The 25,583-nt window shown below is 71.2% G+C and carries 28 protein-coding genes; 19 read left to right on the forward strand and 9 right to left on the reverse strand.

Features of this window, described 5'->3' with window-relative positions:
• Positions 1-40: 40 nt before the first annotated feature.
• The 3 genes from hppD to ACO1BR_RS33315 all read left to right on the forward strand — a co-directional run bounded on the left by hppD (position 41) and on the right by ACO1BR_RS33315 (position 4,019).
• A complete protein-coding gene (gene hppD, locus ACO1BR_RS33305; protein ID WP_426798831.1) occupies positions 41-1,198 on the forward strand; it encodes a 4-hydroxyphenylpyruvate dioxygenase in 1,158 nt (385 codons plus the stop codon).
• 96 nt (positions 1,199-1,294) lie between these two features.
• Positions 1,295-2,659 carry an FAD-binding oxidoreductase gene (locus ACO1BR_RS33310; RefSeq protein WP_426798832.1) on the forward strand — a complete coding sequence of 455 codons (1,365 nt, stop codon included), beginning with the start codon at positions 1,295-1,297 and terminating at the stop codon, positions 2,657-2,659.
• 400 nt (positions 2,660-3,059) lie between these two features.
• Positions 3,060-4,019, forward strand: a complete 960-nt coding sequence (locus ACO1BR_RS33315; protein ID WP_426798833.1) for a glycosyl hydrolase — start codon at positions 3,060-3,062, stop codon at positions 4,017-4,019.
• A gap of 173 nt (positions 4,020-4,192) precedes the next feature.
• Here the strand turns inward: ACO1BR_RS33315 and ACO1BR_RS33320 are convergent, their stop codons facing one another.
• Positions 4,193-4,729, reverse strand: a complete 537-nt coding sequence (locus tag ACO1BR_RS33320; RefSeq protein ID WP_426798834.1) for a hypothetical protein — start codon at positions 4,727-4,729, stop codon at positions 4,193-4,195.
• Between the two features lie 236 nt (positions 4,730-4,965).
• Here ACO1BR_RS33320 and ACO1BR_RS33325 point away from each other — a divergent pair, with 236 nt between their 5' ends.
• Positions 4,966-5,481, forward strand: coding sequence for an EF-hand domain-containing protein (locus ACO1BR_RS33325; RefSeq protein WP_426798835.1), 516 nt, complete (start codon positions 4,966-4,968; stop codon positions 5,479-5,481).
• Between the two features lie 138 nt (positions 5,482-5,619).
• Here the strand turns inward: ACO1BR_RS33325 and ACO1BR_RS33330 are convergent, their stop codons facing one another.
• The 3 genes from ACO1BR_RS33330 to ACO1BR_RS33340 all read right to left on the reverse strand — a co-directional run bounded on the left by ACO1BR_RS33330 (position 5,620) and on the right by ACO1BR_RS33340 (position 7,457).
• Positions 5,620-6,495, reverse strand: coding sequence for an SCO2400 family protein (locus ACO1BR_RS33330; RefSeq protein WP_426798836.1), 876 nt, complete (start codon positions 6,493-6,495; stop codon positions 5,620-5,622).
• A gap of 387 nt (positions 6,496-6,882) precedes the next feature.
• Complete coding sequence (locus tag ACO1BR_RS33335) at positions 6,883-7,290, reverse strand: hypothetical protein (protein WP_426798837.1); 408 nt, start codon at positions 7,288-7,290, stop codon at positions 6,883-6,885.
• Positions 7,287-7,457 (reverse strand): hypothetical protein, encoded by a 171-nt coding sequence (locus ACO1BR_RS33340; protein WP_426798838.1) that lies wholly within the window; start codon positions 7,455-7,457, stop codon positions 7,287-7,289. The genes ACO1BR_RS33335 and ACO1BR_RS33340 overlap by 4 nt, the downstream gene beginning before the upstream one ends.
• A gap of 364 nt (positions 7,458-7,821) precedes the next feature.
• Between ACO1BR_RS33340 and ACO1BR_RS33345 the strand changes: the two genes are divergently transcribed.
• The 4 genes from ACO1BR_RS33345 (at position 7,822) to ACO1BR_RS33360 (ending at position 10,743) form a co-directional block, all read left to right on the forward strand.
• Entirely contained in the window at positions 7,822-8,652 is an 831-nt protein-coding gene (locus ACO1BR_RS33345; RefSeq protein ID WP_426798839.1) for a helix-turn-helix domain-containing protein, read from the forward strand.
• On the forward strand, positions 8,642-8,863 hold the full coding sequence (locus ACO1BR_RS33350; RefSeq protein ID WP_426798840.1) for a DUF397 domain-containing protein: 222 nt from the start codon (positions 8,642-8,644) through the stop codon (positions 8,861-8,863). The genes ACO1BR_RS33345 and ACO1BR_RS33350 overlap by 11 nt, the downstream gene beginning before the upstream one ends.
• A 40-nt stretch (positions 8,864-8,903) precedes the next feature.
• The gene (locus ACO1BR_RS33355; protein ID WP_426798841.1) at positions 8,904-9,197 is read left to right on the forward strand and encodes a ribosomal protein L7/L12; all 294 of its coding nucleotides are present in this window, start codon (positions 8,904-8,906) and stop codon (positions 9,195-9,197) included.
• A 76-nt stretch (positions 9,198-9,273) separates the two neighbouring features.
• On the forward strand, positions 9,274-10,743 hold the full coding sequence (locus ACO1BR_RS33360; protein ID WP_426798842.1) for a dihydrolipoyl dehydrogenase family protein: 1,470 nt from the start codon (positions 9,274-9,276) through the stop codon (positions 10,741-10,743).
• A 52-nt stretch (positions 10,744-10,795) separates the two neighbouring features.
• Here ACO1BR_RS33360 and ACO1BR_RS33365 read toward each other — a convergent pair whose 3' ends face one another.
• Positions 10,796-11,272: an SsgA family sporulation/cell division regulator gene (locus ACO1BR_RS33365; protein WP_426798843.1), complete on the reverse strand. Its 477-nt coding sequence runs from the start codon at positions 11,270-11,272 to the stop codon at positions 10,796-10,798.
• A gap of 239 nt (positions 11,273-11,511) precedes the next feature.
• Here ACO1BR_RS33365 and ACO1BR_RS33370 point away from each other — a divergent pair, with 239 nt between their 5' ends.
• Positions 11,512-13,047 (forward strand): RDD family protein, encoded by a 1,536-nt coding sequence (locus ACO1BR_RS33370; RefSeq protein WP_426798844.1) that lies wholly within the window; start codon positions 11,512-11,514, stop codon positions 13,045-13,047.
• A 112-nt stretch (positions 13,048-13,159) separates the two neighbouring features.
• On the forward strand, positions 13,160-14,065 hold the full coding sequence (locus ACO1BR_RS33375) for an RDD family protein (RefSeq protein WP_426798845.1): 906 nt from the start codon (positions 13,160-13,162) through the stop codon (positions 14,063-14,065).
• Between the two features lie 18 nt (positions 14,066-14,083).
• On the opposite strand, the gene ACO1BR_RS33380 is transcribed toward ACO1BR_RS33375, so the two are convergent.
• Complete coding sequence (locus tag ACO1BR_RS33380; RefSeq protein ID WP_159503555.1) at positions 14,084-14,398, reverse strand: hypothetical protein; 315 nt, start codon at positions 14,396-14,398, stop codon at positions 14,084-14,086.
• 747 nt (positions 14,399-15,145) lie between these two features.
• Between ACO1BR_RS33380 and ACO1BR_RS33385 the strand changes: the two genes are divergently transcribed.
• The gene (locus ACO1BR_RS33385; protein ID WP_426798868.1) at positions 15,146-15,496 is read left to right on the forward strand and encodes a hypothetical protein; all 351 of its coding nucleotides are present in this window, start codon (positions 15,146-15,148) and stop codon (positions 15,494-15,496) included.
• A gap of 25 nt (positions 15,497-15,521) precedes the next feature.
• Here ACO1BR_RS33385 and ACO1BR_RS33390 read toward each other — a convergent pair whose 3' ends face one another.
• Both ACO1BR_RS33390 and ACO1BR_RS33395 read right to left on the reverse strand, forming a co-directional pair.
• Positions 15,522-16,118 carry an isochorismatase family protein gene (locus ACO1BR_RS33390; protein WP_426798846.1) on the reverse strand — a complete coding sequence of 199 codons (597 nt, stop codon included), beginning with the start codon at positions 16,116-16,118 and terminating at the stop codon, positions 15,522-15,524.
• 181 nt (positions 16,119-16,299) lie between these two features.
• The gene (locus ACO1BR_RS33395) at positions 16,300-17,628 is read right to left on the reverse strand and encodes a nicotinate phosphoribosyltransferase (RefSeq protein WP_426798847.1); all 1,329 of its coding nucleotides are present in this window, start codon (positions 17,626-17,628) and stop codon (positions 16,300-16,302) included.
• A gap of 249 nt (positions 17,629-17,877) precedes the next feature.
• Between ACO1BR_RS33395 and clpS the strand changes: the two genes are divergently transcribed.
• The 8 genes from clpS to ACO1BR_RS33435 all read left to right on the forward strand — a co-directional run bounded on the left by clpS (position 17,878) and on the right by ACO1BR_RS33435 (position 24,023).
• Entirely contained in the window at positions 17,878-18,231 is a 354-nt protein-coding gene (clpS, locus tag ACO1BR_RS33400; protein WP_426798848.1) for an ATP-dependent Clp protease adapter ClpS, read from the forward strand.
• Positions 18,228-18,830 carry a DUF2017 domain-containing protein gene (locus tag ACO1BR_RS33405; RefSeq protein ID WP_426798849.1) on the forward strand — a complete coding sequence of 201 codons (603 nt, stop codon included), beginning with the start codon at positions 18,228-18,230 and terminating at the stop codon, positions 18,828-18,830. The genes clpS and ACO1BR_RS33405 overlap by 4 nt, the downstream gene beginning before the upstream one ends.
• 332 nt (positions 18,831-19,162) lie before the next feature.
• Positions 19,163-20,593, forward strand: a complete 1,431-nt coding sequence (locus ACO1BR_RS33410) for an amino acid permease (RefSeq protein ID WP_426798850.1) — start codon at positions 19,163-19,165, stop codon at positions 20,591-20,593.
• Between the two features lie 182 nt (positions 20,594-20,775).
• Positions 20,776-21,201, forward strand: coding sequence for a Mov34/MPN/PAD-1 family protein (locus ACO1BR_RS33415; protein ID WP_159503562.1), 426 nt, complete (start codon positions 20,776-20,778; stop codon positions 21,199-21,201).
• A gap of 174 nt (positions 21,202-21,375) precedes the next feature.
• A complete protein-coding gene (locus tag ACO1BR_RS33420) occupies positions 21,376-21,567 on the forward strand; it encodes a putative leader peptide (RefSeq protein ID WP_426798851.1) in 192 nt (63 codons plus the stop codon).
• Between the two features lie 180 nt (positions 21,568-21,747).
• Positions 21,748-22,026: a MoaD/ThiS family protein gene (locus ACO1BR_RS33425; protein ID WP_426798852.1), complete on the forward strand. Its 279-nt coding sequence runs from the start codon at positions 21,748-21,750 to the stop codon at positions 22,024-22,026.
• Complete coding sequence (locus ACO1BR_RS33430) at positions 22,026-22,976, forward strand: PLP-dependent cysteine synthase family protein (protein ID WP_159503565.1); 951 nt, start codon at positions 22,026-22,028, stop codon at positions 22,974-22,976. Before ACO1BR_RS33425 ends, ACO1BR_RS33430 begins: the two co-directional genes overlap by 1 nt.
• Positions 22,977-23,270: 294 nt before the next feature.
• A complete protein-coding gene (locus ACO1BR_RS33435) occupies positions 23,271-24,023 on the forward strand; it encodes an MBL fold metallo-hydrolase (RefSeq protein ID WP_426798853.1) in 753 nt (250 codons plus the stop codon).
• 131 nt (positions 24,024-24,154) lie between these two features.
• Here the strand turns inward: ACO1BR_RS33435 and ACO1BR_RS33440 are convergent, their stop codons facing one another.
• Positions 24,155-25,408, reverse strand: a complete 1,254-nt coding sequence (locus ACO1BR_RS33440; protein WP_426798854.1) for a PTS transporter subunit EIIC — start codon at positions 25,406-25,408, stop codon at positions 24,155-24,157.
• Between the last annotated feature and the right edge of the window lie 175 nt (positions 25,409-25,583).

A 25,583-nucleotide genomic window follows, 5' to 3' on the forward strand; every position in this document is an offset into this window, starting at 1 on the left:
AACTATTGCGCACCTTGCGGATCGGCGGGACTCTGCGGCCATGGCAGACACCACGATGCACACCAAGCCCACCATCCCCGGCACGGCCCGGCAGGCGGACCCCTTCCCGGTCAAGGGGATGGACGCGGTCGTCTTCGCCGTCGGCAACGCCAAGCAGGCCGCGCACTACTACTCCACCGCCTTCGGCATGAAGCGCGTCGCCTACCGGGGACCGGAGAACGGCAGCCGGGAGACGGCCAGTTACGTGCTCGAATCCGGCGGTGCCCGGTTCGTGTTCACCTCCGTCGTCAAGCCCACCACCGACTGGGGCCGCTTCCTCGCCGACCATGTGGCGGCGCACGGCGACGGCGTCGTCGACCTCGCCATCGAGGTGCCGGACGCCCGCGCCGCGTACGCCTACGCCGTCGAGCACGGCGCGACGGGCCTGGAGGAGCCGTACGAGACCACGGACGAGCACGGCACCGTCGTCCGGGCCGCCATCGCCACCTACGGCCAGACGCGGCACACCCTCGTCGAGCGCTCCGGCTACGACGGCCCGTACCTGCCGGGCTACGTGGCGGCCGACCCGATCGTCGCCGCCCCGGCGAAGCGCTTCTTCCAGGCCATCGACCACTGCGTCGGCAACGTCGAACTCGGCCGGATGAACGAGTGGGTCGCCTTCTACAACAAGGTCATGGGCTTCACCAACATGAAGGAGTTCGTCGGCGACGACATCGCCACCGAGCACTCCGCCCTGATGTCCAAGGTCGTCGCGGACGGCACCAAGAAGGTCAAGTTCCCGATCAACGAGCCCGCCATCGCCAAGAAGAAGTCGCAGATCGACGAGTACCTGGAGTTCTACGGCGGCCCCGGCGTCCAGCACATCGCACTGGCCACCAACGACATCGTCTCGACGGTCCGTCAGATGCGGGCGGCGGGCATGGAGTTCCTCGACGTGCCCGACTCGTACTACGACACCCTCGGCGAGTGGGTCGGCGACACCCGCGTGCCCCTCGACGAGCTGCGCGAGCTGAAGATCCTCGCCGACCGCGACGAGGACGGCTACCTGCTCCAGATCTTCACCAAGCCGGTCCAGGACCGCCCGACCGTCTTCTTCGAGATGATCGAGCGGCACGGCTCCCTCGGCTTCGGCAAGGGCAACTTCAAGGCGCTCTTCGAGGCCATCGAGCGCGAGCAGGACCGGCGCGGCAACCTCTGATCCGGCCCCGGCCGGCGCCGTCCAGCCGGCGGGAGGCCCCCTCCGTGGGCCGTACACGATCTTCCGTGTACGGCCCACGGATGCGAAGGTGAGGTCATGGACCTCATCGAGCGACTGCGCACCGGGCTCCCCGACGAAGCCCTGCTCACCGACCCCGACGTCACCGGCTCCTACGCCCGGGACACGGCGAACTTCTGCGCGGCCGGCACCCCCGCCGTCGTCGTCCTGCCGCGCACCGTCGAACAGGTCCAGCACGTGATGCGCACCGCGACCGCGCTGCGCGTCCCGGTCGTCCCGCAGGGCGCCCGCACCGGTGTCTCCGGCGCCGCCAACGCCACCGACGGCTGCATCGTCCTCTCGCTGGTCAAGATGGACCGCATCCTGGAGATCAACCCCGTCGACCGGATAGCGGTCGTCGAGCCCGGCGTGATCAACGCCGTGCTCTCCCGCGCCGTGGCCGAGCACGGCCTGTACTACCCGCCGGACCCCTCCAGCTGGGAGATGTGCACCATCGGCGGCAACATCGGCACCGCCGCCGGCGGCCTGTGCTGCGTGAAATACGGGGTCACCGCCGAGTACGTCCTCGGTCTGGACGTCGTCCTCGCCGACGGCCGGCTGATCACCACCGGCCGCCGCACCGCCAAGGGCGTCGCCGGCTACGACCTCACCCGCCTCTTCGTCGGCTCCGAGGGCAGCCTCGGCGTCGTCGTCCGCGCCACCCTGGCCCTGAAGCCCACCCCGCCCCAGCAACTCGCCCTGGTAGCCGAGTTCGCCTCCGTGTCCGCCGCCGGCGAGGCGGTCTGCGCCATCATGGCCGGCGGCCACACCCCCTCCCTCCTGGAGCTGATGGACCGCACCAGCATCCGCGCGGTCAACGCCATGGCGCAGATGGGGCTGCCGGAGACCACCGAGGTGCTGCTGCTGGCCGCCTTCGACACCCCCGACCCGGCCGCCGACCTCGCCGCCGTCGGCGCCCTGTGCGAGGCGGCCGGCGCCACCCAGGTCGTCCCCGCCGAGGGCGCCGCCGAGTCCGAACTCCTCCTCCAGGCACGGCGGCTGGCCTTCCCCGCCCTGGAGCGCATCAGGCCCGCCATGCTCATCGACGACGTCTGCGTACCGCGCTCCCAGCTCGCCGCCATGCTCGACGGCACCACCGCCATCGCCGAGAAGTACGACCTGACCATCGGCGTCTGTGCCCACGCCGGCGACGGCAACACCCACCCCCTGGTCTGCTTCGACCCCGCCGACCCCGACGAGGAACGGCGCGCCCGCGAGTCCTTCGACGAGATCATGGCCCTCGGCCTCCGCCTGGGCGGCACCATCACCGGCGAACACGGCGTGGGCGTCCTCAAGAAGGACTGGCTCGCCCGCGAACTGGGCCCGGACGGCATCGCGTTGCACCGCGGCATCAAGCAGGTCTTCGACCCGCTGGGCATTCTGAACCCGGGGAAGATGTTCTAGGGGCGATGCCAGCGACCCGGCGGCTGCCGAATCCGCCGAGGAGCAGAGTCTCAGCAGGCCAGATGGCCGAACTGGCCCTGTGCCCCTGGTATTGCCCCTGACTCCCGTCTCGCCCCACGTCGTCCTGCCTCGCCGGCGGTGCGGCCGCCCGGAGTGTGGAAGCGGCTTCAGGATCCTCAAGGAATCCACAAGGAATCCACAAGGAAGGCTGCCAGCCTGCGTTCTCCCGCGGCCTGGAAAGTGCGCCTGCGGAAGCTTCCGGACGAGGTGAAGAGAGTTTATGCGCGTGTCCCGGGTGTTCAGCAGCCGTCGCCGTGTGGCGTCCGCCGCTGCATGTCTCGCCATGATCACAGCGGCGGTTACCGGCTGTTCAGGCCATGAAACCCCGAACGCCTCCGGGGTGGCACCGGTCGCCGCAACGGCGCCGACCACTTCGGGTTCCGCCACGCCGGGGCCCTCCCCTTCGACCGGGGCGTCGTCGGGCGTCCTGTTCGGCGGCGACGCCCAGTTGTCCGGTCTGACACACCTCGGCCGGGCGTCGGCGATCGTGCGCACCTACGACACCATCGACACCGCCGGCGCGTTTCCCTCCACGGACGAGACCAGCGCCCTGCACTCCGGGGCCACTTTGCTGACCAGTCTCGGTACGGGAAAGAACCGGGACTGGGCGTCGATCGCCGCAGGCGCATCGGACGCCACCGTGCTGAAATTCCTGCGTGCGGTCAACACCGCCGCCACCACCCACCACCTGAACGCGATCTACGTGTCGTTCAATCACGAACCGAACGCGAAGATCGACGCCGGGAAGGGGAAACCGGCACAGTTCGTCGCCGCCTGGCGCCACGTGTACCAACTGGCGGCCCACGCACACCTGAACGCCCAGAACGGCGGCCGCCTGCACTGGGTGTGGATCCTCACCGCGAGCGGCTTCCATCAGGACAGCGTCGCCAACAACTTCTGGCCCGGCGCCCCGTACGTGGACGTGGTCGGGGCCGACGGCTACGTGTCCGGCGGCTGCACGAAGCAGCAGAGCGGCAACTACGCAGACCCGGCCAGGACCGCCACGAAACCCGACGCCGTCTTCGGCCCGGCACTGACCTGGAGCACCACCCACGCCAAAGGCAAGCCGGTGTTCATCCCGGAGTGGGGCAGCGTCCCCTTCACCCACCCCGACATCCGGCCCTCGTACATCAACGCCATGACCACGTACGTGGTCGCCCACCCCCAGATCGGCGCTGTCATGTACTGGAACGACCACGCCCACAAGGACTCCTGCGACTACGCCCTCGACAAGGACCTCGCTTCGCAACGCGCCCTCGCCGCCATGGGCGCCGACACCCACTTCCCAGCGCACCCCTGACACCGGCTACGGCATCACGGCATCCGCGGGCGCGCTCAGAACCGGCCCCTACGTCACTGGTAGGGGTTCCAGGGGCTGTCCGACAGGCCAGGGGACTGGCGGTCCACTGCCGGCTTCCGCAATGCGGGCTCGGTCCTCGCACGCGCCCTGTGTCTCACACGCCCGCAGGGGAGTTACGGCGCGATCTCCAGCCGAACCTCGTTGCTGACTCCCTGGAGGCCGGACGTGAGGCACGCGGTGGGCAGCGCCCGGGGCAGCCCGGTGATGGTCCGCTGTACGGAGTGCCCCTTGCCACGTCCGTCGGTGACCCGGCCCCGCTGGACGACGACCAGGACGCCGGCGACGCGGAGGGCGGTGGCCCTGTCGTAGACGATCAGCGACCTGCCGCCGTCGGCGTATCGGACGGTTTCCGTCCCGCCGCCGCCGGACACGGCGACGCACGAGGCCACTCGCGAGCCCGAGTCGAAGGAGCCCGTGGCGGGGACGGTCCGGCCGTGGGTGTCGGTGCAGGCGTACGTGATGCCCGCGTGGACGCGGGTCGGCCTGGACTGGAGGGTGAGCGGCGGGTCGTACCGGCCCTCACTATGGCCCGTGCAGGCGACGCCGCCCTCCGGGCCCGTCCTTGCCTGACCGGCCGGCGCCCAGACCAACGACGACCCCACCAGCATCAGCGACCCCAGCGCCACCGCCGTGCCACGCCTAGCGAACACATTCCCTCCACACGTCCCGTACCTCTGTGGCCTCGGCCTACCCAGGGAACACCCCGCTGCACCGGCGCCTCGAAGCGCACAGCCCGCGCACGGCCCGCCCGGCGCGCCACCACGCGCGCCGCTCCTCCCGCCGAGTACCTTCCGGTCGACTCCGGTCGTATGGAACACGGAACACGGCGGGTAGCAAGCGCCGGACGAATCTTCGTCGTTCAGGAAACGAGCAGGGGAGATCTCCAGTGGGCCGTACCATCGCCACAGCCGCCACCGCCGGGCGAGGGCGCATCTTCGCCATGATGGACGGGGACGGCGACGGGACCATCTCGGCGCACGACTACCTCTCCCGGGTCGACCGGGCCGTCCAGGCCACGGGACGTTCGGAGGACGACCCGCTCGTCGTCGCCGCCCGCGCCGAAGCCCACACGGCGTGGGGAGCGATGGACGCGAACGGCGACGGGAAGCTGACCTTCGAGGAATACGACGCATGGGTCGGCGCCGACAAGTTCGACAACGTCTGCCGGTTCGCCCTGGGCGCGCTGTTCGACCTCGCCGACGCCGACGGGGACGGCGCCCTGGACAAGGCCGAATTCACGCTCCTGCGCACCGCGTTGAACAATGCGCCCGGAAACGCGGCTGCCGCCTTCGACGCGTTGGACGGCGACGGCGACGGCCGGGTGGGCCGTGATGACTACCTGGCGTCGATCCGCGCCTACGTCATCGGTGACGCCTCCCCGATGGGCGAGGCCCTGTACTAGGACTTGTTCGGACTACCAGGACTTATCCGGACTGCCAGGGCTTGTCCGGGCGACCATGACAACGGCCGCTCCCGATGCCGGGACCGGTGTGGTCGGGCAGGCGCGCCCCGGTCCCCGTTCCCGGTTCCGCGGTGTCGGTCAGGAGCCGACGCAGACGAGTCCCAGCAGGCACACGTTCGTCGGGGACGTCGGCTGGGCCGTCGGCGGTGTGGAAGCGGCCGGTGCGGGGCGCGCCGGAGTGGTGCTGCCGGTGCCGGCGGGTGCGGTGGCCGCGGGTGCCGGTGCTGCCGCGGCGGCATGGTCGACGTGCGGTCGCTCGGCCGGCGCGGGCGCGGCGTGCGACACCGTGCGCGGCGCCGCGGCCGGGTGGGCCGTGGCGACGGAATCCGGATGCCGGAACGTCGTGGCAGAGGGAGGCGTCGCAGCGGTGCTCTGATCGCGGCCGGCCGTCGCAGACGGGCGGGTGTCGCGGTGCTGTGCGGCCCGGCTGTTGGGATCCGCCCCCGGTGCGGAGGCGAGCGTCGTGGTTCCGGGAACGGACCCGCGCTCCGGGTCCGGCGTCGTGGCCGCCTGGGTGTGGCCGGCGGAGGGCTTGTTCTGCAGCAGAGAGACGGTCAGGCCGCCGCCGACCAGGGCAACGGCGGTCGCGGCCGCAGCCCGGCGCCGGTGCTTCTTCCACCGCGCGAGCTGACGGCGCCGGGCCGCTCGTCCCTGCCCGGTCGAGGCCGCGGCGTCGGAGCCGCCGAACGCACCGGCCTCCGCCCCGTCCGGCAGCTCGACCCCGGATGCGCCGTCGGCGGTGGGGGCGGCATGGGCGTGGTGAGCTCCCGCGTCCGCGTCGTGTCCAGGAGCCGCGAAGCCCGCTGGATTCCATGCGTCCCACGCCGCGGGGGCGGCGGCCGCCGCTGCGTGTCGGCCGCGGGCAGGCGGGGCTATGTCCGGGGCGTATTCGCCGCACCCGGGGCACACCAGTGCCCCGTTGAGAGTCCGACTGCACGACGAGCAGTAGTCCATCAGGGATCTTTCTGTGCTGACTGCGCCGCCAGGGGCACCGACGACCTGACCAAAATTCGCACGCGGGAACGGGCGGCGAGCAACGCTAGCGGCACACCTCGGTCCCGACGCGTAGGCCATGTGGCGCCCCCGTGACCCTTGTGTGCAGATTCCTTGGTGACGGGCGCCGCAGTCCGGACATGTCATGGCGAATGGCCGGTGGACCGCCGGAGACGCCGCACTCGGCAACGCGCCCGACCCTCTGCCGACCACTCCCCGGGCGGCCCGGGTCCCGCCCGCGAGCGGATCGCCGCCGCCCCGGAACGCGCCCTCGACCGCGGCGGGACCGAGCGCCTTGCCGCCGCCGACGCCCCGCCTGGTGCGTCCCGTCGGGGGCGCCACCCCGATTCACCGAGTGATCGGTGAATCGGGGTTCGGGAGGGCGCGCAGCATGTCGCCGCCGTCCGCGTGGCCGTCGATCCGGTCGTCGTCCTCGTAGCCGTCGTTCTCGTCGTCGGCTACGGGCAGGCGCGCGCCGCGGCTCTCCGCGACCCGGTGCACGGTGTCGAGCGACTCGGTCAACTCGACGGCCAGAAGGTGCAGTTCACCGGACGTCCAAGCCCGCCCGTGGAGCACCTTCCGCGCCTCGTCGACGAGTACGGCTGCCGAGCCGAGCTGCTCCCGCTCCACCCGGTCGGCGAGCCGGGAGACGTACCCGGTCCCGTCGCCCGGGAGGAGGAAGCACGGCTTGCCGTCCGGACTCGCCCACGGCAGCAGTCGCGGGGTGCCGCTGTTCATGTGGCCCAGGCCCGTCATGTGGCGTACACCTCCACTCCGTGTGTGTGGCGGGGGTCGATGTCGACCCCGTGCACGGCCAGCCACAGGGCGCGGCGCCGCCCGCGCCGCAACCGCCGCTCCCGGCGCTCCTTCTCGGTGAGGACATACGGGCGGAGGAGGAGGCTCTCCGCGCTCCACAGGAGCACCGGCGGGCGGAAGGTCGCGGTAGGCAGAGCACGTGCCGTCGGTGCGCTCCTGCGGTGCGCGGTGCGGGGCGGCGAGGTGGGAGCCCGGTGCCGCCCGGAGGCTGGAAATAACAGCCACAGCAGCGGTGTGAACAGGCTCGCGATACGGTTCATCGCGTCATCAACTCCCTGAAGTTGGTGGCCACGCCCCCGGACCGGTCGGACGGTCGCGGGGGTTTCCCGCGTGTGGCTTGTGGGCTTGGCGAGAACGCCCCGAAAGAGGGGCTTTCCGCTTCCACCATTGCTGATGAGGAGCGCCGAGTACACGCTTGGCCTGTCACCAAACGTCCCTTGTGGACAAGCGAGTTGAAGGCGTGTTCGAGCCATGGAACTGCACGAGGACGACGGCAAGGCCACTCCGCGTACGCTGCTGGGGCGCCGGTTGCGTCGCCTGCGGGAAGCTGCGCAACTCTCCCAACGGGCGCTTGCTGAACGGGTGGGGTATCCGCATACGTACCTGAGCCGCGTGGAGCGCGGGGAGCAGCTGCCGTCGGAAGCGTTGGCGCAAGCGTTGGACGACTACTTCAGTGCCGACGGCCTGTTCCTCGAATTGCTGGGCATGGCGCAGGACAGCCTGATCGCCAACTACAGCCGCGAGTTCGTCCGCAAAGAGAGTGATGCGATCCGGATTCAGGTCTTTACGAGCAGCATCATTCCAGGGCTGCTTCAGACGGAGGAGTACACCCGTGAGTGCTTCCGTGAGGACTTGGCTGCGGAGGCTCTGAACGAACTGGACGCACGTGTCGCCGCCCGTATGAAGCGCCAGCAAATCTTCGCCAGCGACTCCCCGCCACTTTACTGGGCAATCATTGACGAAGCGGCCATAAGGCGTGTAACCAGCAGCAAAGATGCCATGTGCCGGCAACTTGAGCACCTGTTGCAAATGGCCGAAAACCCGCATGTCACCATTCAAGTGCTCCCGTTTGACCGGGCGTTGCATGCGCTGATGGGTGGAAGTCTGATCCTGCTGACCTTGAAGGACGGCACGACGACGGCTCTCGTCGAGAGCTTTGCCTCCGGCGAGGCAGTAGACTCGCCAAAGAAGGTTGTTGAGCTTGCCCAGCGCTTTGATGTTGCGCGTTCAAAGGCTCTTCCGGAAAGTGAATCTCTCGATCTGATTCGCCGTTACCTGAAAGAGTACGCCGATGAAAGCTAACCGCATTCCTGACGCCTCGGCGCTCATCACATGGCGCAAGTCGTCGTACAGCGGGTCTGAGAACGCGAATTGCGTTGAGGTCGCCGACGGTTTCCCCGGCGCCGTCCCCGTCCGTGACTCGAAGGATCCGCGCGGTCCCATACTCGTGGTTCCGGCGGCCGGCTGGTCCTCCTTCGTGGCCGCCGTAAAGGCGGGGGAGTTGACCGCCTGAGATCAACTGCGTGTCCGTTCCGGCCCATAGGATTCCCGTCATGGACACAACCTTCACCTCCATAGCCGTCTTCGTTCTCGCCGCCGCCGTGCTCGGCTCCACCATCACCCCCAGTCGTAACAAGCCGCTGGAGCGTCGCCTCGCGCGGCTGGAGGAGAAGGTGGACCTCCTGATGGCCCATGTCGGTGCGGAGCAGCCTCAGGACCCCCGTATGGCGCAGCTCGACGAGCTGCTGGCGGAGGGCAAGCAGATCCAGGCGATCAAGCTGTACCGGGAGATCACCGGCGCCGGGCTCGCCGAGGCGAAGGAAGCGGTCGAGCGCCGGATGCGCTGAGGCGGCGCCGGGCCGAGGATGGCCGATAGGGGCCCGGGACCCGGCCCGGCCCACGCCCAGCAGGGAGCGAGCGCCGATGTCAGCGAAGCGAGCGACCGAAGCGGACGGCGGCGGGACCGCCACCGACACCTACGACGTGATCGTGCTGGGCGGCGGGCCCACCGGCGAGAACGTCGCCGACCGGGTGCACGCCGCCGGGCTGAGCGCGGTCCTCGTGGAGAGCGAACTGGTCGGCGGCGAATGCTCCTACTGGGCCTGCATGCCCAGCAAGGCACTGCTCCGCCCGGTCACCGCCCGCTCCGAGGCGCGCCGGGTCCCCGGCCTGGATGAGGCGGTCGGCGGGCCGCTGAACCCACCTGCCGTGCTCGCCCACCGCGACGTGTACGCCTCGTACTGGAAGGACGACGGGCAGGTCCGCTGGCTGGACTCGGTCGGTGTCGATCTTGTACGGGGCCACGGCCGGTTGGCCGGGCCCCGCAGGGTGACCGTCGACGACGGGCGGACGCTGACCGCCCGGCACGCGGTCGCGGTGTGCACCGGCAGCCGCCCGCTGCTGCCCGGCATCCCCGGCCTGGCCGAGGCGAGGCCCTGGGTCAGCCGGGACGCCACGAGCGCGCAGAGCGTCCCGGGCCGGCTGGTGATCGTCGGCGGCGGAGTGGTCGGCGTCGAGATGGCGACCGCGTGGCGGGCGCTGGGCTCCTCGGTGACGCTGCTGGTCCGCGGCGACGGGCTGCTGCCCCGCATGGAGCCGTTCGCCGGGCACCTGGTCGCCGAATCGCTGGCCGAGGCGGGGGTGTTCCTCCGTACGGGAGTCGAGGTGCGAGAGGTCCGGCGGGAGGCGCCGGGCGGGCCGGTCACCGTTGTCCTGGACGGCGGGGAGGAGGCCGAGATCATCGCCGATGAGTTGCTGATCGCCACGGGCCGGGCCCCGCGCACCGACGACCTGGGACTGGAGACCGTCGGGCTCGCGCCCGGCAGCTGGCTGGACGTCGACGACAGCTGCCGGGTCAAGGCGGTCGGCGACGGCTGGCTCTACGGCGTCGGCGACGTCAACCACCGCGCCCTGCTCACCCATCAGGGCAAGTACCAGGCCCGGATCGCCGGCGCCGCGATCGCCGCGCGCGCCCGCGGCGTCCCCCTCCTGGAGACCGACCGCTGGGGCGCGCACTCCGCCACCGCCGACACCGACGCCGTCCCGCAGGTCGTCTTCAGCGACCCCGAGGCCGCCGCGGTGGGCATGAGCGCCGCCGAGGCGGAACGCGCCGGGTACCGCATCCGCGTCGTCGACCAGGACCTCGGCGCGGTGGCCGGCGCGTCCCTGTACGCCGAGGGGTACCGCGGCCGGGCCCGGATGGTCGTCGACCTGAGCCGCGAGGTGCTGCTCGGAGCCACCTTCGTCGGGCCCGGCGTCGGTGAACTGCTGCACTCCGCCACCATCGCGGTCGCCGGGGAGGTCCCCATCGAACGCCTCTGGCACGCGGTGCCCGCCTACCCGACGATCAGCGAGGTGTGGCTGCGCCTGCTGGAGGCGTACCGCGGCGACTGAACGGGGGCGTAAGGCGCGTGAACGGGGGCGTAAGGCGCGGACCGGCACCCCCTCACGCCCCCGGCTCCGGGGCCTCGTCCGACGGCCACGGCGCGTCCGTCCGGGCGTCGTCCCGGGAGGCCAGCGCGAGCAGTTCGCTCAGCCCTTCGTCGATGCCCAGGTGCGCGTGCTCGGAGCCCGGCGGCACGATCCGCAGGGTGCGCTCCAGCCACGCCGAGACCGCCGCGGCCGGCGCCTCCAGCAGCGCGTCGCCGTCCGGCGAGGCCAGCGCCATGCAGACCAGGCTGCGGCCGTCCAGCTTCGTCGGCCAGACCCGTACGTCGCCCTCGCCGGACGGCCGGAAGACGCCCTCGACGAGCAGTTCGCGGGCGAACGTCCAGTTGACGGGCGAGTCCGACCCGACATGGAAGGTGACATGGACGGCATAGGGGTCGTCCGTCCGGTAGGCCAGCCGCGCGGGCACCGGAATGGTCCGCTCCGGCGACAGCACCATTCCCAGTTCCAGCTCTCGTTCCACCACGGTGTGCATGGGTTCCGCCTCTCTCCAACTCCCTGTGCGCGACCCGTGAGCGGGCCCGCCACAGGAGAGAGGCGGTGGGCGCCGGACCCTTACACGACTTCGTACAACTTTTTTCCGGGGTCTCTTCCAGGTGGTCGGGCAGGGCACGAGCACCCGTGCGACCCGGGGTCTGATAGATGTGGACGCCGCGTTGCGGCAGACTGCACCCCGACACCCACCAGGCCGAGAACAGATACGGGACTTCGGACATGAGCGCCCCTACCTCAGGATCCGCCGGCGGCAGCCCCACGCCAGGCTTCTACCCGGACCCGTCCATCCCCGGCTACATCCGGTACTGGAACGGTGCCGCATGGGTGCCGGGCACCAGCCGCCCCGCCCCCGCCGACGGCGAGGCGATGCCCGCACCGCCGCCCGGCGTGACCCCGGCGCCGGCCTCCGTCGAGGAGACCGGCCCGGTCTTCCTGGACGAGGCGGACCCGGCGAGCGGCGCCGCGACCCCGGTGGTGCGCCCCCGCGGCGAGGTCGAGGCCCCCGGCGCCGCCTGGGACGACCCGGCCCGGCTGCACGGCTCCGGCCCGGAACCGGCCGCCTCCTGGCACGCCGACGCCTCCCGGCAGAGCGGCTTCGGGGAGGACGGCCGGGTCTCCTGGGGCTCGCCCGACCAGGCCCCGGCCGGGACTCCGTCCGGCGGCGCCTCCTGGGGCACCCTCCCGCCGCAGCGCGGGTCCGACACCGGCGAGGGCGCGTCCGGTGACGGCCTCGGCACCCCGCCGTCCGCCGACCCGGCCCCGGACGCCCCGCGCACGCCCGACGCCCCCGCCGACGGGACGGTCGCCATCCGCGCCGTCAACCCGGGGGCCCGCCCCCGCTCCGGCGACCAGGGCACCACCGCCATCCGCGCGGTGCGGCCCGGCGGCGGCAAGCCGTCCGGGGACCAGGGCACCACCGCGTTCCGCGCCGTACGGCCGGACGCCGGCGGCAAGCCCGCCCCCAAGAGCGAGACGATGGCCTTCCGGCTCCCGTCCAACGGCCGGTCCAACTCCGCCCCGCCCGCCGGCGGTACGCCCCAGTCCCTGCCGTCCGTCGGCACCCCCGACCGGACCCCGGCCCAGCAGCCGCCCGCCCAGCAGCCGCCCGCCCAGCAGTCCCCGGCGGCGCCGTCGCCCGGCTTCCCGCCGCAGGGTGGTGCCGGTGCTCCGGGCGGTACGGGTGCCCCGGGCGACGACGGGGTCATCCCCTGGAAGCCGCCGACCGCCGACGTCTTCTTCGCCGCCGCGCAGGCGCAGCAGGGCCACCCGGCGCCCCTCGGCCGCCGGTTCGCGGCCCGGCTCGTCGACACCCTGCTGCTGGCCGTGCTCACCCTGGCGGTGGCGCTGCCCCTGTGGTCCACGGTCACCGACCACATCGACGCCAAGGTCGAGGCGGCCAAGCAGTCCGGCCAGACGGTGACGGTGTATCTGGTCGACGGCACCACCGCGCCGGTCTTCCTCACGATCCTGGCCGTCTTCCTGATCGGCGGCGGTCTCCTGGAGATCCTGCCGACCCTCAAGTGGGGCCGCACGCTGGGCAAGAAGCTGTGCGGCGTACGGGTGTTGGACATCGAGAGCCACGACACCCCGGAGCTGGGCCAGGCGATCAGGCGCTGGTTGTTCTACGGCGTGCTCGGGATGCTGGGCGTCGGCGTGGTCAATGTCCTCTGGTGCCTGTTCGACCAGCCGTGGCGGCAGTGCTGGCACGACAAGTTCGCCCGTACCTTCGTCGCCGACCGGCCGGGATCCGACTGACCGTCACCCTGTCACCCGGCCCCCGTCCCCCTGTCACCCGGCCCGGCGGCCCGGCTCCGCCGAACGGACGTCGCCGGATGCGGCGGCCGTCCGCAGGGGGTCGACTCGGGCCATGAGTACCGACCAGCCCCGGCCCGGCCCGGGTGAACCGCCGGAGGACGAGCCGTTCCCGAAGAAGCCGTCGGAGCCCTCGGCGGGCGGCGCTCCGTCCAACGGCGCACCGCGCAACGGCTCCGCGCAGGGCGCCGGACCGGGCGGCGGACCGGGCGGCGGGGGCGGCGCCCCGCCCCCGCCCGGCACCCCGCCACCCCCGGGCGGAACCCCACCCCCCGGCGGCCCGCCCCCGGGTGGCCCGCCTCCCGGAGGCCCGCCGCCCCCGCCCGGCACCCCGCCACCCCCGGGCGGAACCCCACCCCCCGGCGGCCCGCCCCCGGGTGGCCCGCCTCCCGGAGGCCCGCCGCCCCCGCCCGGCGGCCCCCCGCCGTCCTACGGTGGCGGCCCCTACGGCGGCCCGCCCGCCGGTGGCCCCTATGGCGCGGGGGAGTACGGGGCCGATCCGCTGGCCGGGATGCCGCCGCTGGCGAACCGCGGCAAGCGGCTGCTCGCCCGCATCATCGACGCGATCATCATCGGCGTACCGGTCACCCTGATCATGAACGCGATCGTCGGCTGGGTGGACTACTTCAGCACCAACAACGTCGAGACCAGCAAGCAGGCGACGGTGTCCGGGGTGACGATGCTGGTGTACCTGATCTACGAGGGGCTGATGCTGACCAGCCGCGGGCAGACCGTCGGCAAGATGGCGATGAAGATCCGGGTCGCGATGCTCTCCAACGGGTCGGTGCCGACCACCCAGGCGGGCTGGACCCGGGCCGCCGTCTACACCCTGCCGGAGATCGTGCCGTGCTGCGGCTTCATCTTCTGGCTGGTCAACGTCCTGTGGTGCACCTGGGACAAGCCGTACCAGCAGTGCCTGCACGACAAGGCGGCCCGGACCGTGGTGGTGGCCACGGACTGAGCGGGCGCCGGCGCCGGGTCAGCGGGAGTGCTCGCCGACCCGGGCCCCGGCACGCGGACGCGGCGGCGCGAAGCGCTCGGCCGGGGCCGGTACCGCCGTCAACGGGGCGGGCGCGGCAGGGGACTTGACGCGGGCGGTGTGCCGGCGGACCACCCGCGACATACCGGGCATCGGGACCGTCATCGCGACCAGCAGCCCGAGCCCCAGCCCGGCGATGGCAATGACCGCGACCCCGATCCCGGTCTGCGTCTGGGAGAGCAGCAGCATCGCGAGGGTGGAGAGAAAGACGGTGGCCGAACCGTAGACGAGCTGGGTGGCAGTCGGACGAGGCATGGCGGAATCCGTCCTCGGAGGGTCGGCAGGGGGTCGGCTCAAGGGCGCGCCATCGGACGAGCCTACGGTCCCTTCTGCCCGAGCGGAACGCCAGGTAAGCGTGACCTTACCCACGGGTCGGAAGCACAGGGGGCGCACGGGCTCGTTGCAGGTTTGTCCGACAGGAAACCCCCGGCGACGTCCTGCCTGTTGAGGGCGGGGGCGCATGCCCGGCGGGCATATACCTCGGCGGCCGAAGGGTCCCCGGCTCCGTCCGGATCGGGGAAAAATTTTCCGGTGCGCGGTGTCCGATATCCGTAACACGTAGGCAGCGTACGGCACTTGATCAAGTGGGGTGCCGTAGAGGGGAGTTGGGACCGGATGCTCCGGTTCCGCCGCCGGCGCCCCGCGTACCGAAGCGGCGCGCGGAAGCGGCGTGCCGAAGGCGTACCGAAGCGGCGCACCGCTTCGGTACGTCTTCCGCACGCCGCGGTCGGACGGCGGCGTCGACCGGTCCCGTCGCCGGGTGGATCTTCCCCGTCGCCGGGTCGTCCGTTCCTGACACCGGCCCCCGGATCACGATCACCGGGGAGGCCGAGGGCGGCTCGGCGATAACGTCCCATATGGGCCGCGTAGGTAAATGAAAAATAAAAATCGCAGGTCAGGGCCTTATCGACCGATACCCCCTAGCGGTCGGTGGTCGACTCACGTTTAGATGCGTCCTACAGTTCTCTTGTTGACGCCGAGTCTCACGGGGGAGATATGACGATGACCAGAGGCGGCTTCATCAGGCTTCCAGGAGGAAGCGTGGTGGTCGCCCTTTCACTGCCCAGACCGGACCACGGCCCGCTCTGCGGACCCTACGACGGCGGCTGCCGTATCCGGGTCCTGGTGCACGCCGTGAACCGCCAGCGCGCCCTGACCAGGCTGCGCAACCTCGGTCTGCGGGCGGTCTACCTGCGCGGCAACACCGAGCCGCCGACACCGGACGAGATCACCGCCGTCCTGCACCACCCGGACGGCCTGGTCTGGCGCGAGGCACCGGAGGACGAGACGGAGTCCTGGCACCCCATACGGGCGCTGCTGCGGCCCGCCGCCCGCCAGGCCGCGGGCGCCTGACGGGGTTGCCCGGCCGCTCGGTCGGTCAGCCGCCGAGGACCACCGGCTTGCCGCTGAGCTCCGCGCCCGCCGCGCGGAGCTCCTCCAACGCCCGCTCGGTGGTCCCGGCGGCCACCCCGGCCGTCAGGTCCAGCAGCACATGGGTGCGCAGCCCAGCGGCGAGCGCGTCCAGGGCGGTGGCCCGTACGCAGTGATCGGTGGCGATACCGACCACGTCCACCTCGGTGACGCCGCGCTCACGCAGCCAGTCCGCGAGGGGGGTGCCGTTCTCGTCGGCGCCCTCGAAACCGCTGTACGCGGCCGTGTGCTCACCCTTCGAGAACACCGCGTCGACCGCCCCGGAGGCGATGGCCGGCGCGAAGTTCGGGTGGAAGCCGCTGCCCTCGGTGCCCGCGACGCAGTGCGCCGGCCAGGAGTCCCGGAAGTCGGGGTGGTCGGAGAAGTGGCCGCCGGGGTCGATGTGATGGTCGCGGGTGGCCACCACGTGGCGGTAGCAGCCGCCGGCCGCCTGGCCGATCAGATCGGTGATGGCCGCCGCGACATCCGCACCCCCCGCCACCGCGAGGCTGCCGCCCTCGCAGAAGTCGTTCTGTACGTCGACGACGATGAGTGCCCGGTGCATGGTGCGTGCCTTCCGGCTCGAATCGAGAGGCGCTGATTTTTTTGCGTGCGGAGAGGTGCGGAGGAGCGCGAGGAGCGCAGAGGAGTGGTGTGACCGAGGGTAGCCACTGCGGGCGCCGTCGGGGAGGGCCCGGCGGCCCCGCACGGGTGCGAGGCTTCCCCCGGTGCGTACGCGGGGCCGCTCAGTGGAATTCGGTGGCGAGCACCGGCTCCCCGCGCGAGAGCTGGGTCGCCGACAGCGGCAGCCCGGCGCGGGCCGCGATGTGCCGGTCCCGGGCGGCGTCCAGCGGCTCCCGGGCCACCACCTTGCCGCCGCTGACCAGCGGCACCTGGAGCTGCCGGTCGGTCAGCCCGGCCGGCACCGGACCGGTGCCGATCACCTCGGCCTCGGCCACCCCGGCCTCGTCGAGCCGGCGCGCCGCCCACTTGCGCCCGCCGACCGAGGACTTGGCGCCCATCGACTTCTTCGCCACCGGCCGCAGCGGAGCGCCCGGCTTCTCGGTGTCCGCGCGGGCCACCAGCTTGTAGACCATGGAGCAGGTCGGGTGCCCGCTGCCGGTCACCAGCTGGGTGCCGACCCCGTACGCGTCCACCGGCGCCGCGGCGAGCGAGGCGATGGCGTACTCGTCCAGGTCGCTGGTGACCACGATCCTGGTGTTGGTCGCGCCCAGCTCGTCCAGCTGCTGGCGCACCCGGTGCGCGATCAGCAGCAGGTCGCCGGAGTCGATCCGTACGGCCCCCAGGCCGGTGCCGGCCACCTCGACCGCGGCGCGCACCGCCGCGGTGACGTCGAAGGTGTCCACCAGCAGCGTGGTGCCGCTGCCGAGGGTGTCGACCTGCGCGGTGAAGGCGTCCCGCTCGGTGTCGTGCAGCAGGGTGAAGGCGTGCGCGCTGGTGCCGACCGTGGGGATGTTGTAGCGGAAGCCGGCCGCCAGGTCCGAGGTGAGGTGGAAGCCGCCGACGTACGCGGCGCGAGCAGCGGCCACCGCCGACAGCTCGTGGGTGCGCCGGGCGCCCATCTCCATCAGCGGCCGGTCGCCGGCCGCCACCGCCATCCGGGAGGCCGCCGCGGCCACCGCCGAGTCGTGGTTGAGGATCGAGAGGATCACCGTCTCCAGCACGACCGCCTCGGCGAAGGTGCCCTCGACGCGCATGATCGGCGAGCCGGGGAAGTAGACCTCGCCCTCCGGGTAGCCCCAGATGTCGCCGCGGAAGCGGTACTCGGCCAGCCACTTGAGCGTCTGCTCGTCGAGGATGCCGCGCTCGCGCAGGAAGCCGAGGATGGTCTCGTCGAAGCGGAAGTTCTCCACCGCGTCGAGCACCCGCCCGGTCCCCGCCACCACGCCGTAGCGGCGGCCCTCGGGGAGCCGCCGGGTGAAGACCTCGAAGACCGACCGGCGGTGGGCGCTCCCGGACCGCAACGCGGCCTGGAGCATGGTGAGTTCGTACTGGTCGGTGAAGAGCGCAGTCGACGGCACGGCCACCGGCAGTCCCAGGTCTGCTGTGTTCACTTCGACATCCCTCGCAATTCTCTCCCTGCGCGCCGTCTCGGGCGCCGGCCGCGGTCCGGCAGCCCGCGGCGGCGGCCGCAGTCGTCACAGCCCCCGGAGAGGCGGCATGGAGATGATGCTACCCCCATTACTCGTCACTCTGACGATAGTGGGGTCGCTGGCCGGACCGCCCCCCCGTGCGCCGCGCCGACGCGGCCCGCACGGGGGGCATTTGTGCACCACCCGCCCCCTGGTGGCAGCATGGGCCCTGTGAGCGCCCACCCGTCACCCACGATCACTCCCCGGCCGCACCGCTGCACCCTCAGTGTTCCGGTCGAGATCGAGCGTCCCGAGTCGAGCGAGGCACCCTTCGAGGTGCCGGAGCCCGACGTCCTGTGGGTCACGATCGTTCACAACGACCCCGTGAACCTCATGAGCTATGTCTCGTACGTCTTCCAGTCGTACTTCGGCTACTCCAAGGACAAGGCGCACCAGCTGATGCTCGACGTCCATCACAAAGGCCGCGCGATCGTCTCCAGCGGCACCCGCGAGGAAATGGAGCGCGACGTGCAGGCCATGCACGGCTACGGCCTGTGGGCGACCCTCCAGCAGGAACGCGCATGACCGGCCAGTTCGAGCCGCTGCCCGACGGCGGCGCCGCCGTACCGCTTGACGAGGTCGAGATCTCCATCCTGCGCAGCCTCGCCGTGCAGCTCCTGGAGCTGGTCGGTCCCGGCACGGAGCCCGCCGACGGCGGCGGTGGCGACAGCGACGACCTGCTGGCGTCGATCTTCAGCGACGGCCCCAGCGAGCCGCCCGCCGACCCGGTCCTGGCGCGCCTCTTCCCCGACGCGTACGGCGGTCCGGACCTGGTCCCCGACGACGATGTCCGCGCCGCCTCCGCCGAGTTCCGCCGCTATACGGAGAACGACCTGCGGGCCCGCAAGCGGGAGGACGCCCTCGCGCTGATCCACGCGCTGGACGCGCTGGGCTCCGGGAAGGGCGGCGCCGTGCTGCGGCTGAAGCCCGAGGAGTGCCGGCAGTGGCTCGGCGGGCTCAACGACCTCCGGCTGGCCATCGGCACGCGGCTGGAGGTCACCGACGAGGACGACGGCGGCGAGCTGCTGCGGCTTCCGGACAGCGATCCGCGCAAGCCGATGGTGCTGGCCTACCTCTGGCTCGGCGGCCTCCAGGAGACCCTGGTCGAAGCACTCACCGGATGATATCCGGGAGGAAATCCGGGCGTACCACCGCGATTGCCCACCAGGTGTTCGCTCAGCGGAGCCTCAAATCCGGATAACGATCGCGTCACCGCACCCAAGTGGTGTGCCGCCGCTTCCGAAGTTTGTCCGGATTTCGATGTGGCCCTGCTCACTTTCTCTCTAGGTGATCTCCGGCAGTTCGTGATAAATGTTCTCGACCTGCCGTCAGCGACGCCACCCCTGTCGCTGCGGGAGCGCTGAGCCGGCCGACCGTCGGCGTGCAGGACTCCATCCGGGGGGATCGGGACCCGATCCGGACAGACCGGGTCGGAATGGAGAAAGGCGCACCACTCATGACCTCTGTGCAGGTCGACAAGCATCACGACGGCAACGAGGCCGCTGGCAACGCCCCTGAAGAGGGCTACCAGCGGGGTCTGGGCAATCGCCAGATCCAGATGATCGCCATTGGCGGCGCCATCGGAACCGGTCTGTTCCTCGGGGCGGGCAAAGCGATCTCGAAAGCCGGACCGAGCATCATCCTGGCCTACGCCATCGTCGGCCTGGTCATCTTCTTCATCATGCGGGCGCTGGGCGAACTGCTGATGTACCGGCCGGTCTCCGGTTCGTTCTCCGAATACGGCCGGGAATTCCTCGGCCCCTTCGTCGGCTTCGTGACCGGCTGGACGTACTGGCTCTTCTGGGTCGTCACCGGCATCACGGAAGTGACCGCCGCGGCCACCTATATCCAGTACTGGGACAAGGGCATACCGCAGTGGGTGTCGGCGCTGGTCTTCACCGTCGCGCTCTTCGGCATCAACCTCATCTCGGTCAAGATCTTCGGTGAACTGGAATTCTGGTTCTCGATGGTCAAGGTCACCGCGATCATCGGCATGATCCTGATCGGCCTCGGCGTCATCACCCTCGGTTTCTCCAAGGCCGGCGACACCGCGTCGTTCAGCCTCCTGTGGAGCCACGGCGGCTTCTTCCCCAAGGGCATCGGCGGCACGCTGATGACGCTCCAGATCGTGATGTTCGCCTTCCTCGCCGTCGAACTCGTCGGCGTCACCGCGGGCGAGGCGAACGAGCCGAAGAAGGTGCTCCCGAAGGCCATCAACACCGTGCCGTGGCGGATCGGCCTCTTCTACATCGGCGCGCTCATCATCATCCTGTCCGTCGTCAGCTGGACGGCCTTCAAGCCCGGCGTCAGCCCGTTCGTCGCCGCCTTCCAGCAGATCGGCCTGCCGGCCGGCGCGGGCATCGTCAACTTCGTCGTGCTGACCGCGGCGCTGTCCTCGGCCAACTCCGGTATGTACTCCACCGGCCGGATGCTGCGCGACCTGGCGCTCAACGGCCAGGGCCCCAAGATCTTCACCCGGCTCAGCAAGACCGGCCTGCCCACCTGGGGCACCGGCATCTCGGTCGCGCTGATGCTGTTCGGCGTCTACATCAACTACCAGTGGCCCGGCGACGCGTTCAACTACGTCGTCTCCTTCGCCACCATCTCCGGTATGTGGGCCTGGATCGTCATCCTGCTCTCGCAGCTGCGCTACCGGGCCAAGGCCAACCGGGGCGAGCTGCCGCAGTCCGAGTTCAAGGCCCCCGGCGCCCCCTACACCTCGATCTTCGCGCTGGCCTTCATCGGCATGGTGATCGTGATGATGGGCATCGACCCGGACGCCCGGATCTCGCTCTACGCGGCGCCCCTGTGGGCGGTCATCCTGGGCGTGGGCTACCTCGCCATCAAGCGCCGCAGCGCCGCCGAGGTGGGGGCCTCCGAGAAGTAGCCCCCGCGGCCGGGGCGGGCCCGCACCGCCCGCCTGTCCAGCATTCGGGCCCGTACGTACCACCCTTCGGTACGTACGGGCCCTCTGCTTGCCCGCCCGTCTCCCTCCACCACCCACAACCGAGTGCCCCCAGGCTCCGCCCGGGGGGACCCCCCTCGCACGCCCCTCTTATTCTTGGCCGCATGCTGACCCTCACCAAGGCCCTCCACGACCGGATCGTCGAGCACGCCCGCCAGGACCACCCCGACGAGGCGTGCGGCGTGGTCGCGGGCCCGGCCGGCAGCGGGCGCCCCGAGCGGTTCGTCCCGATGCTGAACGCCGCCCGCTCGCCCACCTTCTACGAGTTCGACTCCGCCGACCTGCTCAAGCTCTACCGCGAGATGGACGACCTGGACGAGGAACCGGTCATCATCTACCACTCGCACACCGCCACCGAGGCATACCCCTCGCGCACCGACATCTCCTACGCCAACGAGCCCGGCGCGCACTACGTCCTCGTCTCCACCGCCGACACCGACGACGCCGGGCCCTTCCAGTTCCGCTCGTTCCGCATCGTGGACGGCGAGGTCACCGAGGAAGAGGTCGAGATCGTCGAGGCGTACGCCTGAGCCGTGGCCAACCTCATGCCGGGGCCGGACGACGGGCGTGACCTGGGGGTTCATCCCCCGGTGCGATGTGCCCGGACGGCCCCGCGGGACCCGCGTCCCACCTGGCGTACAGCAAACGTCCGTATCTTGGGACGAGGTTCCAATACCCGGACCGGGAATCGCTACGATGACCGCATGGTTGACCGGGTCGTGGGCGTAGCGGGTATAGCGAGCGAGCAGAGGCCGGGCATGCTGACGCATGCCCCGCTCGCCACGCGCCGCTCCGCATCCGCCCTCCTGGGCGCCTTCGGCTGCGGAGCCGCACGGCTGCACGTCGACCTGTGCCGCCTCTCCAGCGCCATCTGTACCTGCCGCGCCGCCGGCTGACCCGGCCCCCGGCCGCCGCCGGAGGCGCCCGCAGCCCGCGGCGCCCCGCCGCACCCGTCCCCGCGCGGGCCCCGCGCCACCCGGCGCACCCCGCACCCCGGCCGGCCGCCGCGCGGCCGGGCGCACCGCACGCAGCGCACGTCCCGCATCCCGCCACCGCACTCCGACAGGAGCAGTCCCATGGCCATCGAGGTCCGAATCCCGACCATCCTGCGCACCTACACCGACGGCGAGAAGGCCGTAAAGGGCACCGGTGCGACCCTCGCCGAGCTCTTCACCGACCTGGAGAGCCGGCACACCGGCATCCGCGAGCGCCTCGTCGACGACAAGGGGCTGCGCCGCTTCGTGAACGTCTACCTCAACGACGAGGACGTGCGCTTCCTCCAGGGCATCTCCACCGAGCTGGCCGACGGCGACAACGTGACGATCCTTCCCGCGGTCGCCGGCGGAATGGTCTGATGCGGTACGACTCCCCGCTGGCGGCGGTCGGGAACACCCCTCTCGTCCGCCTCCCGCGCCTGTCACCCTCCGACGACGTCCGCATCTGGGCGAAGCTGGAGGACCGCAACCCCACGGGCTCCGTCAAGGACCGGCCCGCGCTCCACATGATCGAGCAGGCCGAGAAGGACGGCCGGCTCACCCCCGGCTGCACGATCCTGGAGCCCACCAGCGGCAACACCGGCATCTCGCTCGCCATGGCGGCCAAGCTCAAGGGCTACCGCATCGTCTGCGTGATGCCCGAGAACACCTCCTCGGAGCGGCGCGAACTGCTCGCCATGTGGGGCGCCGAGATCATCTCCTCGCCCGCGGCCGGCGGCTCCAACACCGCCGTACGGGTCGCCAAGGAACTCGCCGCCGAGCACCCCGACTGGGTGATGCTCTACCAGTACGGGAACCCCGACAACGCCGGTGCCCACTACGCCACCACCGGCCCCGAGATCCTCGCCGACCTCCCCTCCGTCACCCACTTCGTGGCCGGCCTCGGCACCACCGGCACCCTGATGGGCGTCGGCCGCTATCTGCGCGAGCACGTCCCCGGTGTGCAGATCGTCGCCGCCGAACCCCGCTACGACGACGTCGTCTACGGGCTGCGCAACCTCGACGAGGGCTTCATCCCCGAGCTCTACGACGAGTCCGTGCTCACCACCCGCTTCTCCGTCGGCTCCGAGGACGCGGTCCGCCGCACCCGCGAACTCCTCGCCACGGAAGGCATCTTCGCCGGCATCTCCACCGGCGCGGCCCTGCACGCCGCCATCGGCGTCGGCCGGAAGGCGGTGCGGGCCGGCGAGTCCGCCGACATCGTCTTCGTCGTCGCGGACGGCGGCTGGAAATACCTTTCGACGGGCGTCTACACGGCCGAGTCGACGGAAGCGGCCATCGCTACGCTGCACGGCCAGCTCTGGGCGTAGGGCCTGTCGTCACCCTCCCGTCTGCCCCCCTGCGGGCGGACGACGGGACTCCGACGACGGGCCCTGGCCACTCCAGGGGGGCGGGGTGCCACCCGGCGGCAGCCGGGCGCCACACCCGCCCCCCGGACTGGTGATTCCGCCCACAGCTCGCCCCACCAAAGGCTCCACAGGACCTTTCGCGCCTTACGCTCGTGGGCACCGCACAGACCGCCAAGGACCCGGCAGAACCCGGTAAGGACCCGCCGGGACGACCCATATGGGCCCGCCGCCCCGCCCACGGAGGTTCACGCCCGCATGAAGCTCACCGTCGTCGGATGCTCGGGGTCGTTCCCCTCCACGGAATCGCCCTGTTCGAGCTACCTCCTGGAGGCCGACGGCTTCAGGCTGCTCCTCGACATGGGCAACGGCGCCCTCGGCGAGCTGCAGCGCCACTGCGGTCTCTACGACCTGGACGCCGTACTCCTGTCGCACCTGCACGCCGACCACTGCATCGACCTGTGCGGCTACTTCGTCGTCCGCTACTACCGCCCGGACGGCGGCCGTTGCGCGCCGATGCCGATCTACGGCCCGGCCGGCACCGAGCGCCGGCTCACCGACGCACACGCCGACCTGCCGCACGACAAGGCGATGAGCGAGGTCTTCGACTTCCGCACGCTGACCGCGGGCACCGTCGCCATCGGCCCGTTCACCATCCGCACCGAACTGGTCCGCCACCCCGTCGAGGCGTACGGCTTCCGCATCGAGCACGGCGGCCGCTCGCTGACGTACTCCGGTGACACCGGCCCCTGCGACGCGCTGGACAGCCTCGCCGAGGGCACCGACTTCTTCCTGTGCGAGGCGTCCTTCACGCACGGCAAGGAGGACATCCCCGACCTCCACCTCAACGGCCGGGAGGCCGGCGAGCACGCCCAGCGGGCCGGCGCCGGCCGGCTGGTGCTCACCCACATCCCGCCGTGGACCGACCCGGACATCAGCGTCCGCGACGCCCAGAAGGTCTACGACGGGCCGGTCGAGGTCGCCCGGGCCGGCGTGGCGTACGAGATCTGACCGCGGCGCGGCCCGGTGCCCCGTACGGGCGCGCACCGGCACCCGAGCACACAGGTACACCGGCACACGAAAGGGCCCCGGAACCGCGGTGACGGTTCCGGGGCCCTCCCGGTGCGCTGTGGACCGGCCGGCTACGCCTTCGTCAGGTCCTCGATCTCCTCCTCGGGCTCGCGGCCCGGGGTGGTGAGGTTGAACCTGGTGATCGCGAAGCGGAACAGCAGGTAGTAGACGACACCGAAGGCCAGGCCGATCGGGATGATCAGCCACGGCTTGCTGGCCAGGTGCCAGTTCAGCACGTAGTCGATGAAGCCGGCGGAGAAGGTGAAGCCGTCGTGCACGCCGAGCGCCCAGGTGACCGCCATCGAGACCGCGGTCAGCACCGCGTGGATCACGTACAGCACCGGCGCGATGAACATGAACGAGAACTCGATCGGCTCGGTGATACCGCAGACGAACGAGGTCAGCGCCAGCGAGAGCATCATGCCCAGGACGGCCTTGCGGCGCTCCGGGCGGGCGCAGTGCGCGATGGCCAGCGCGGCGGCCGGCAGACCGAACATCATGATCGGGAAGAAGCCGGACATGAACTGCCCGGCGCTCGGGTCGCCGGCGAAGAAGCGGGCGATGTCGCCGTGCACGACCTTGCCGGAGGCGTCGGTGTAGTCACCGAGCTGGAACCACGACACGACGTTGACGAACTGGTGCATACCGATCGGCAGCAGCCCGCGGTTGATCAGGCCGAAGAGGCCGGCGCCGGCCGCGCCCAGGCCCGTCATCCACTCGCCGAAGCTGGAGATGGCGTTGCCGACGGGCTCCCAGATCAGCAGGAACAGCACGCCGATCGCGGTGCCGACGAAGGCCATGATGATCGGGACGAGCCGGCGGCCGTTGAAGAAGCCCAGCCAGTCCACCAGCTTCTTGCGGTGGTAGCGCTGCCACAGGACCGCGGCGAGCAGACCGATCACGATGCCGCCGAGGACACCGGGGTTGTTGACGACCGGCTCGACCCACTTGCCGTCCTCGATGTGCCCGTCCTTGACCGGGAACGCCTTGAGGACGTTGTTGTAGACCAGGAATCCGACCAGGGCGGCGAGTGCCGTGGAGCCGTCGGCCTTCTTCGCGAAGCCGATGGCGACGCCTATGCAGAACAGCAGCGGCAGATTGTCGAAGACCGCACCGCCGGCGGCGGCGAAGACCTTGCTGACCGCGATCCAGTGCAGTCCCTTTTCGCCGAACACGTCCGGCTGGCCGAGACGGTTGAGGATGCCCGCTGCGGGCAGGACGGCGATCGGCAGCTGGAGGCTGCGGCCGATCTTCTGCAGGCCCTGGAAAAGGCCGGAGCCCCGCTTCTTCGCGGGCGCCGCCTTCGCGGCGGTGGCCGTGCTCATCGGATTCCTCCTGGTGAGGCGGGTCCGCGGAAGAGGGACGGCCCGCTGTTGGTCTACGCCTTGGTCTACACCACTGGTGGTTTAGACCATTCTTAGCACGTAGCCCCGAGATAAAGGAATCCATTCTTCCAAGTGGTGTGGACCACATAGGGGCCGGGGCTTGGAACCGCGGTTC

Origin of the sequence: Streptomyces sp. YGL11-2 (genome assembly GCF_050054615.1) — a bacterium.
GTDB lineage: Bacteria > Actinomycetota > Actinomycetes > Streptomycetales > Streptomycetaceae > Streptomyces.

Excerpts from the sequence above, each read along its gene's own strand:
- hppD (WP_426798831.1), top strand. The coding sequence starts at position 41 with ATGGCAGACACCACGATGCACACCAAGCCCACCATCCCCGGCACGGCC.
- ACO1BR_RS33310 (WP_426798832.1), top strand. The coding sequence starts at position 1,295 with ATGGACCTCATCGAGCGACTGCGCACCGGGCTCCCCGACGAAGCCCTG.
- ACO1BR_RS33330 (WP_426798836.1), bottom strand. The coding sequence starts at position 6,495 with ATGGACTACTGCTCGTCGTGCAGTCGGACTCTCAACGGGGCACTGGTG.
- ACO1BR_RS33335 (WP_426798837.1), bottom strand. The coding sequence starts at position 7,290 with ATGACGGGCCTGGGCCACATGAACAGCGGCACCCCGCGACTGCTGCCG.
- ACO1BR_RS33345 (WP_426798839.1), top strand. The coding sequence starts at position 7,822 with ATGGAACTGCACGAGGACGACGGCAAGGCCACTCCGCGTACGCTGCTG.
- ACO1BR_RS33350 (WP_426798840.1), top strand. The coding sequence starts at position 8,642 with ATGAAAGCTAACCGCATTCCTGACGCCTCGGCGCTCATCACATGGCGC.
- ACO1BR_RS33355 (WP_426798841.1), top strand. The coding sequence starts at position 8,904 with ATGGACACAACCTTCACCTCCATAGCCGTCTTCGTTCTCGCCGCCGCC.
- ACO1BR_RS33360 (WP_426798842.1), top strand. The coding sequence starts at position 9,274 with ATGTCAGCGAAGCGAGCGACCGAAGCGGACGGCGGCGGGACCGCCACC.
- ACO1BR_RS33365 (WP_426798843.1), bottom strand. The coding sequence starts at position 11,272 with ATGCACACCGTGGTGGAACGAGAGCTGGAACTGGGAATGGTGCTGTCG.
- ACO1BR_RS33370 (WP_426798844.1), top strand. The coding sequence starts at position 11,512 with ATGAGCGCCCCTACCTCAGGATCCGCCGGCGGCAGCCCCACGCCAGGC.
- ACO1BR_RS33375 (WP_426798845.1), top strand. The coding sequence starts at position 13,160 with ATGAGTACCGACCAGCCCCGGCCCGGCCCGGGTGAACCGCCGGAGGAC.
- ACO1BR_RS33380 (WP_159503555.1), bottom strand. The coding sequence starts at position 14,398 with ATGCCTCGTCCGACTGCCACCCAGCTCGTCTACGGTTCGGCCACCGTC.
- ACO1BR_RS33385 (WP_426798868.1), top strand. The coding sequence starts at position 15,146 with ATGACCAGAGGCGGCTTCATCAGGCTTCCAGGAGGAAGCGTGGTGGTC.
- ACO1BR_RS33390 (WP_426798846.1), bottom strand. The coding sequence starts at position 16,118 with ATGCACCGGGCACTCATCGTCGTCGACGTACAGAACGACTTCTGCGAG.
- ACO1BR_RS33405 (WP_426798849.1), top strand. The coding sequence starts at position 18,228 with ATGACCGGCCAGTTCGAGCCGCTGCCCGACGGCGGCGCCGCCGTACCG.
- ACO1BR_RS33410 (WP_426798850.1), top strand. The coding sequence starts at position 19,163 with ATGACCTCTGTGCAGGTCGACAAGCATCACGACGGCAACGAGGCCGCT.
- ACO1BR_RS33415 (WP_159503562.1), top strand. The coding sequence starts at position 20,776 with ATGCTGACCCTCACCAAGGCCCTCCACGACCGGATCGTCGAGCACGCC.
- ACO1BR_RS33420 (WP_426798851.1), top strand. The coding sequence starts at position 21,376 with ATGGTTGACCGGGTCGTGGGCGTAGCGGGTATAGCGAGCGAGCAGAGG.
- ACO1BR_RS33425 (WP_426798852.1), top strand. The coding sequence starts at position 21,748 with ATGGCCATCGAGGTCCGAATCCCGACCATCCTGCGCACCTACACCGAC.
- ACO1BR_RS33430 (WP_159503565.1), top strand. The coding sequence starts at position 22,026 with ATGCGGTACGACTCCCCGCTGGCGGCGGTCGGGAACACCCCTCTCGTC.
- ACO1BR_RS33435 (WP_426798853.1), top strand. The coding sequence starts at position 23,271 with ATGAAGCTCACCGTCGTCGGATGCTCGGGGTCGTTCCCCTCCACGGAA.
- ACO1BR_RS33440 (WP_426798854.1), bottom strand. The coding sequence starts at position 25,408 with ATGAGCACGGCCACCGCCGCGAAGGCGGCGCCCGCGAAGAAGCGGGGC.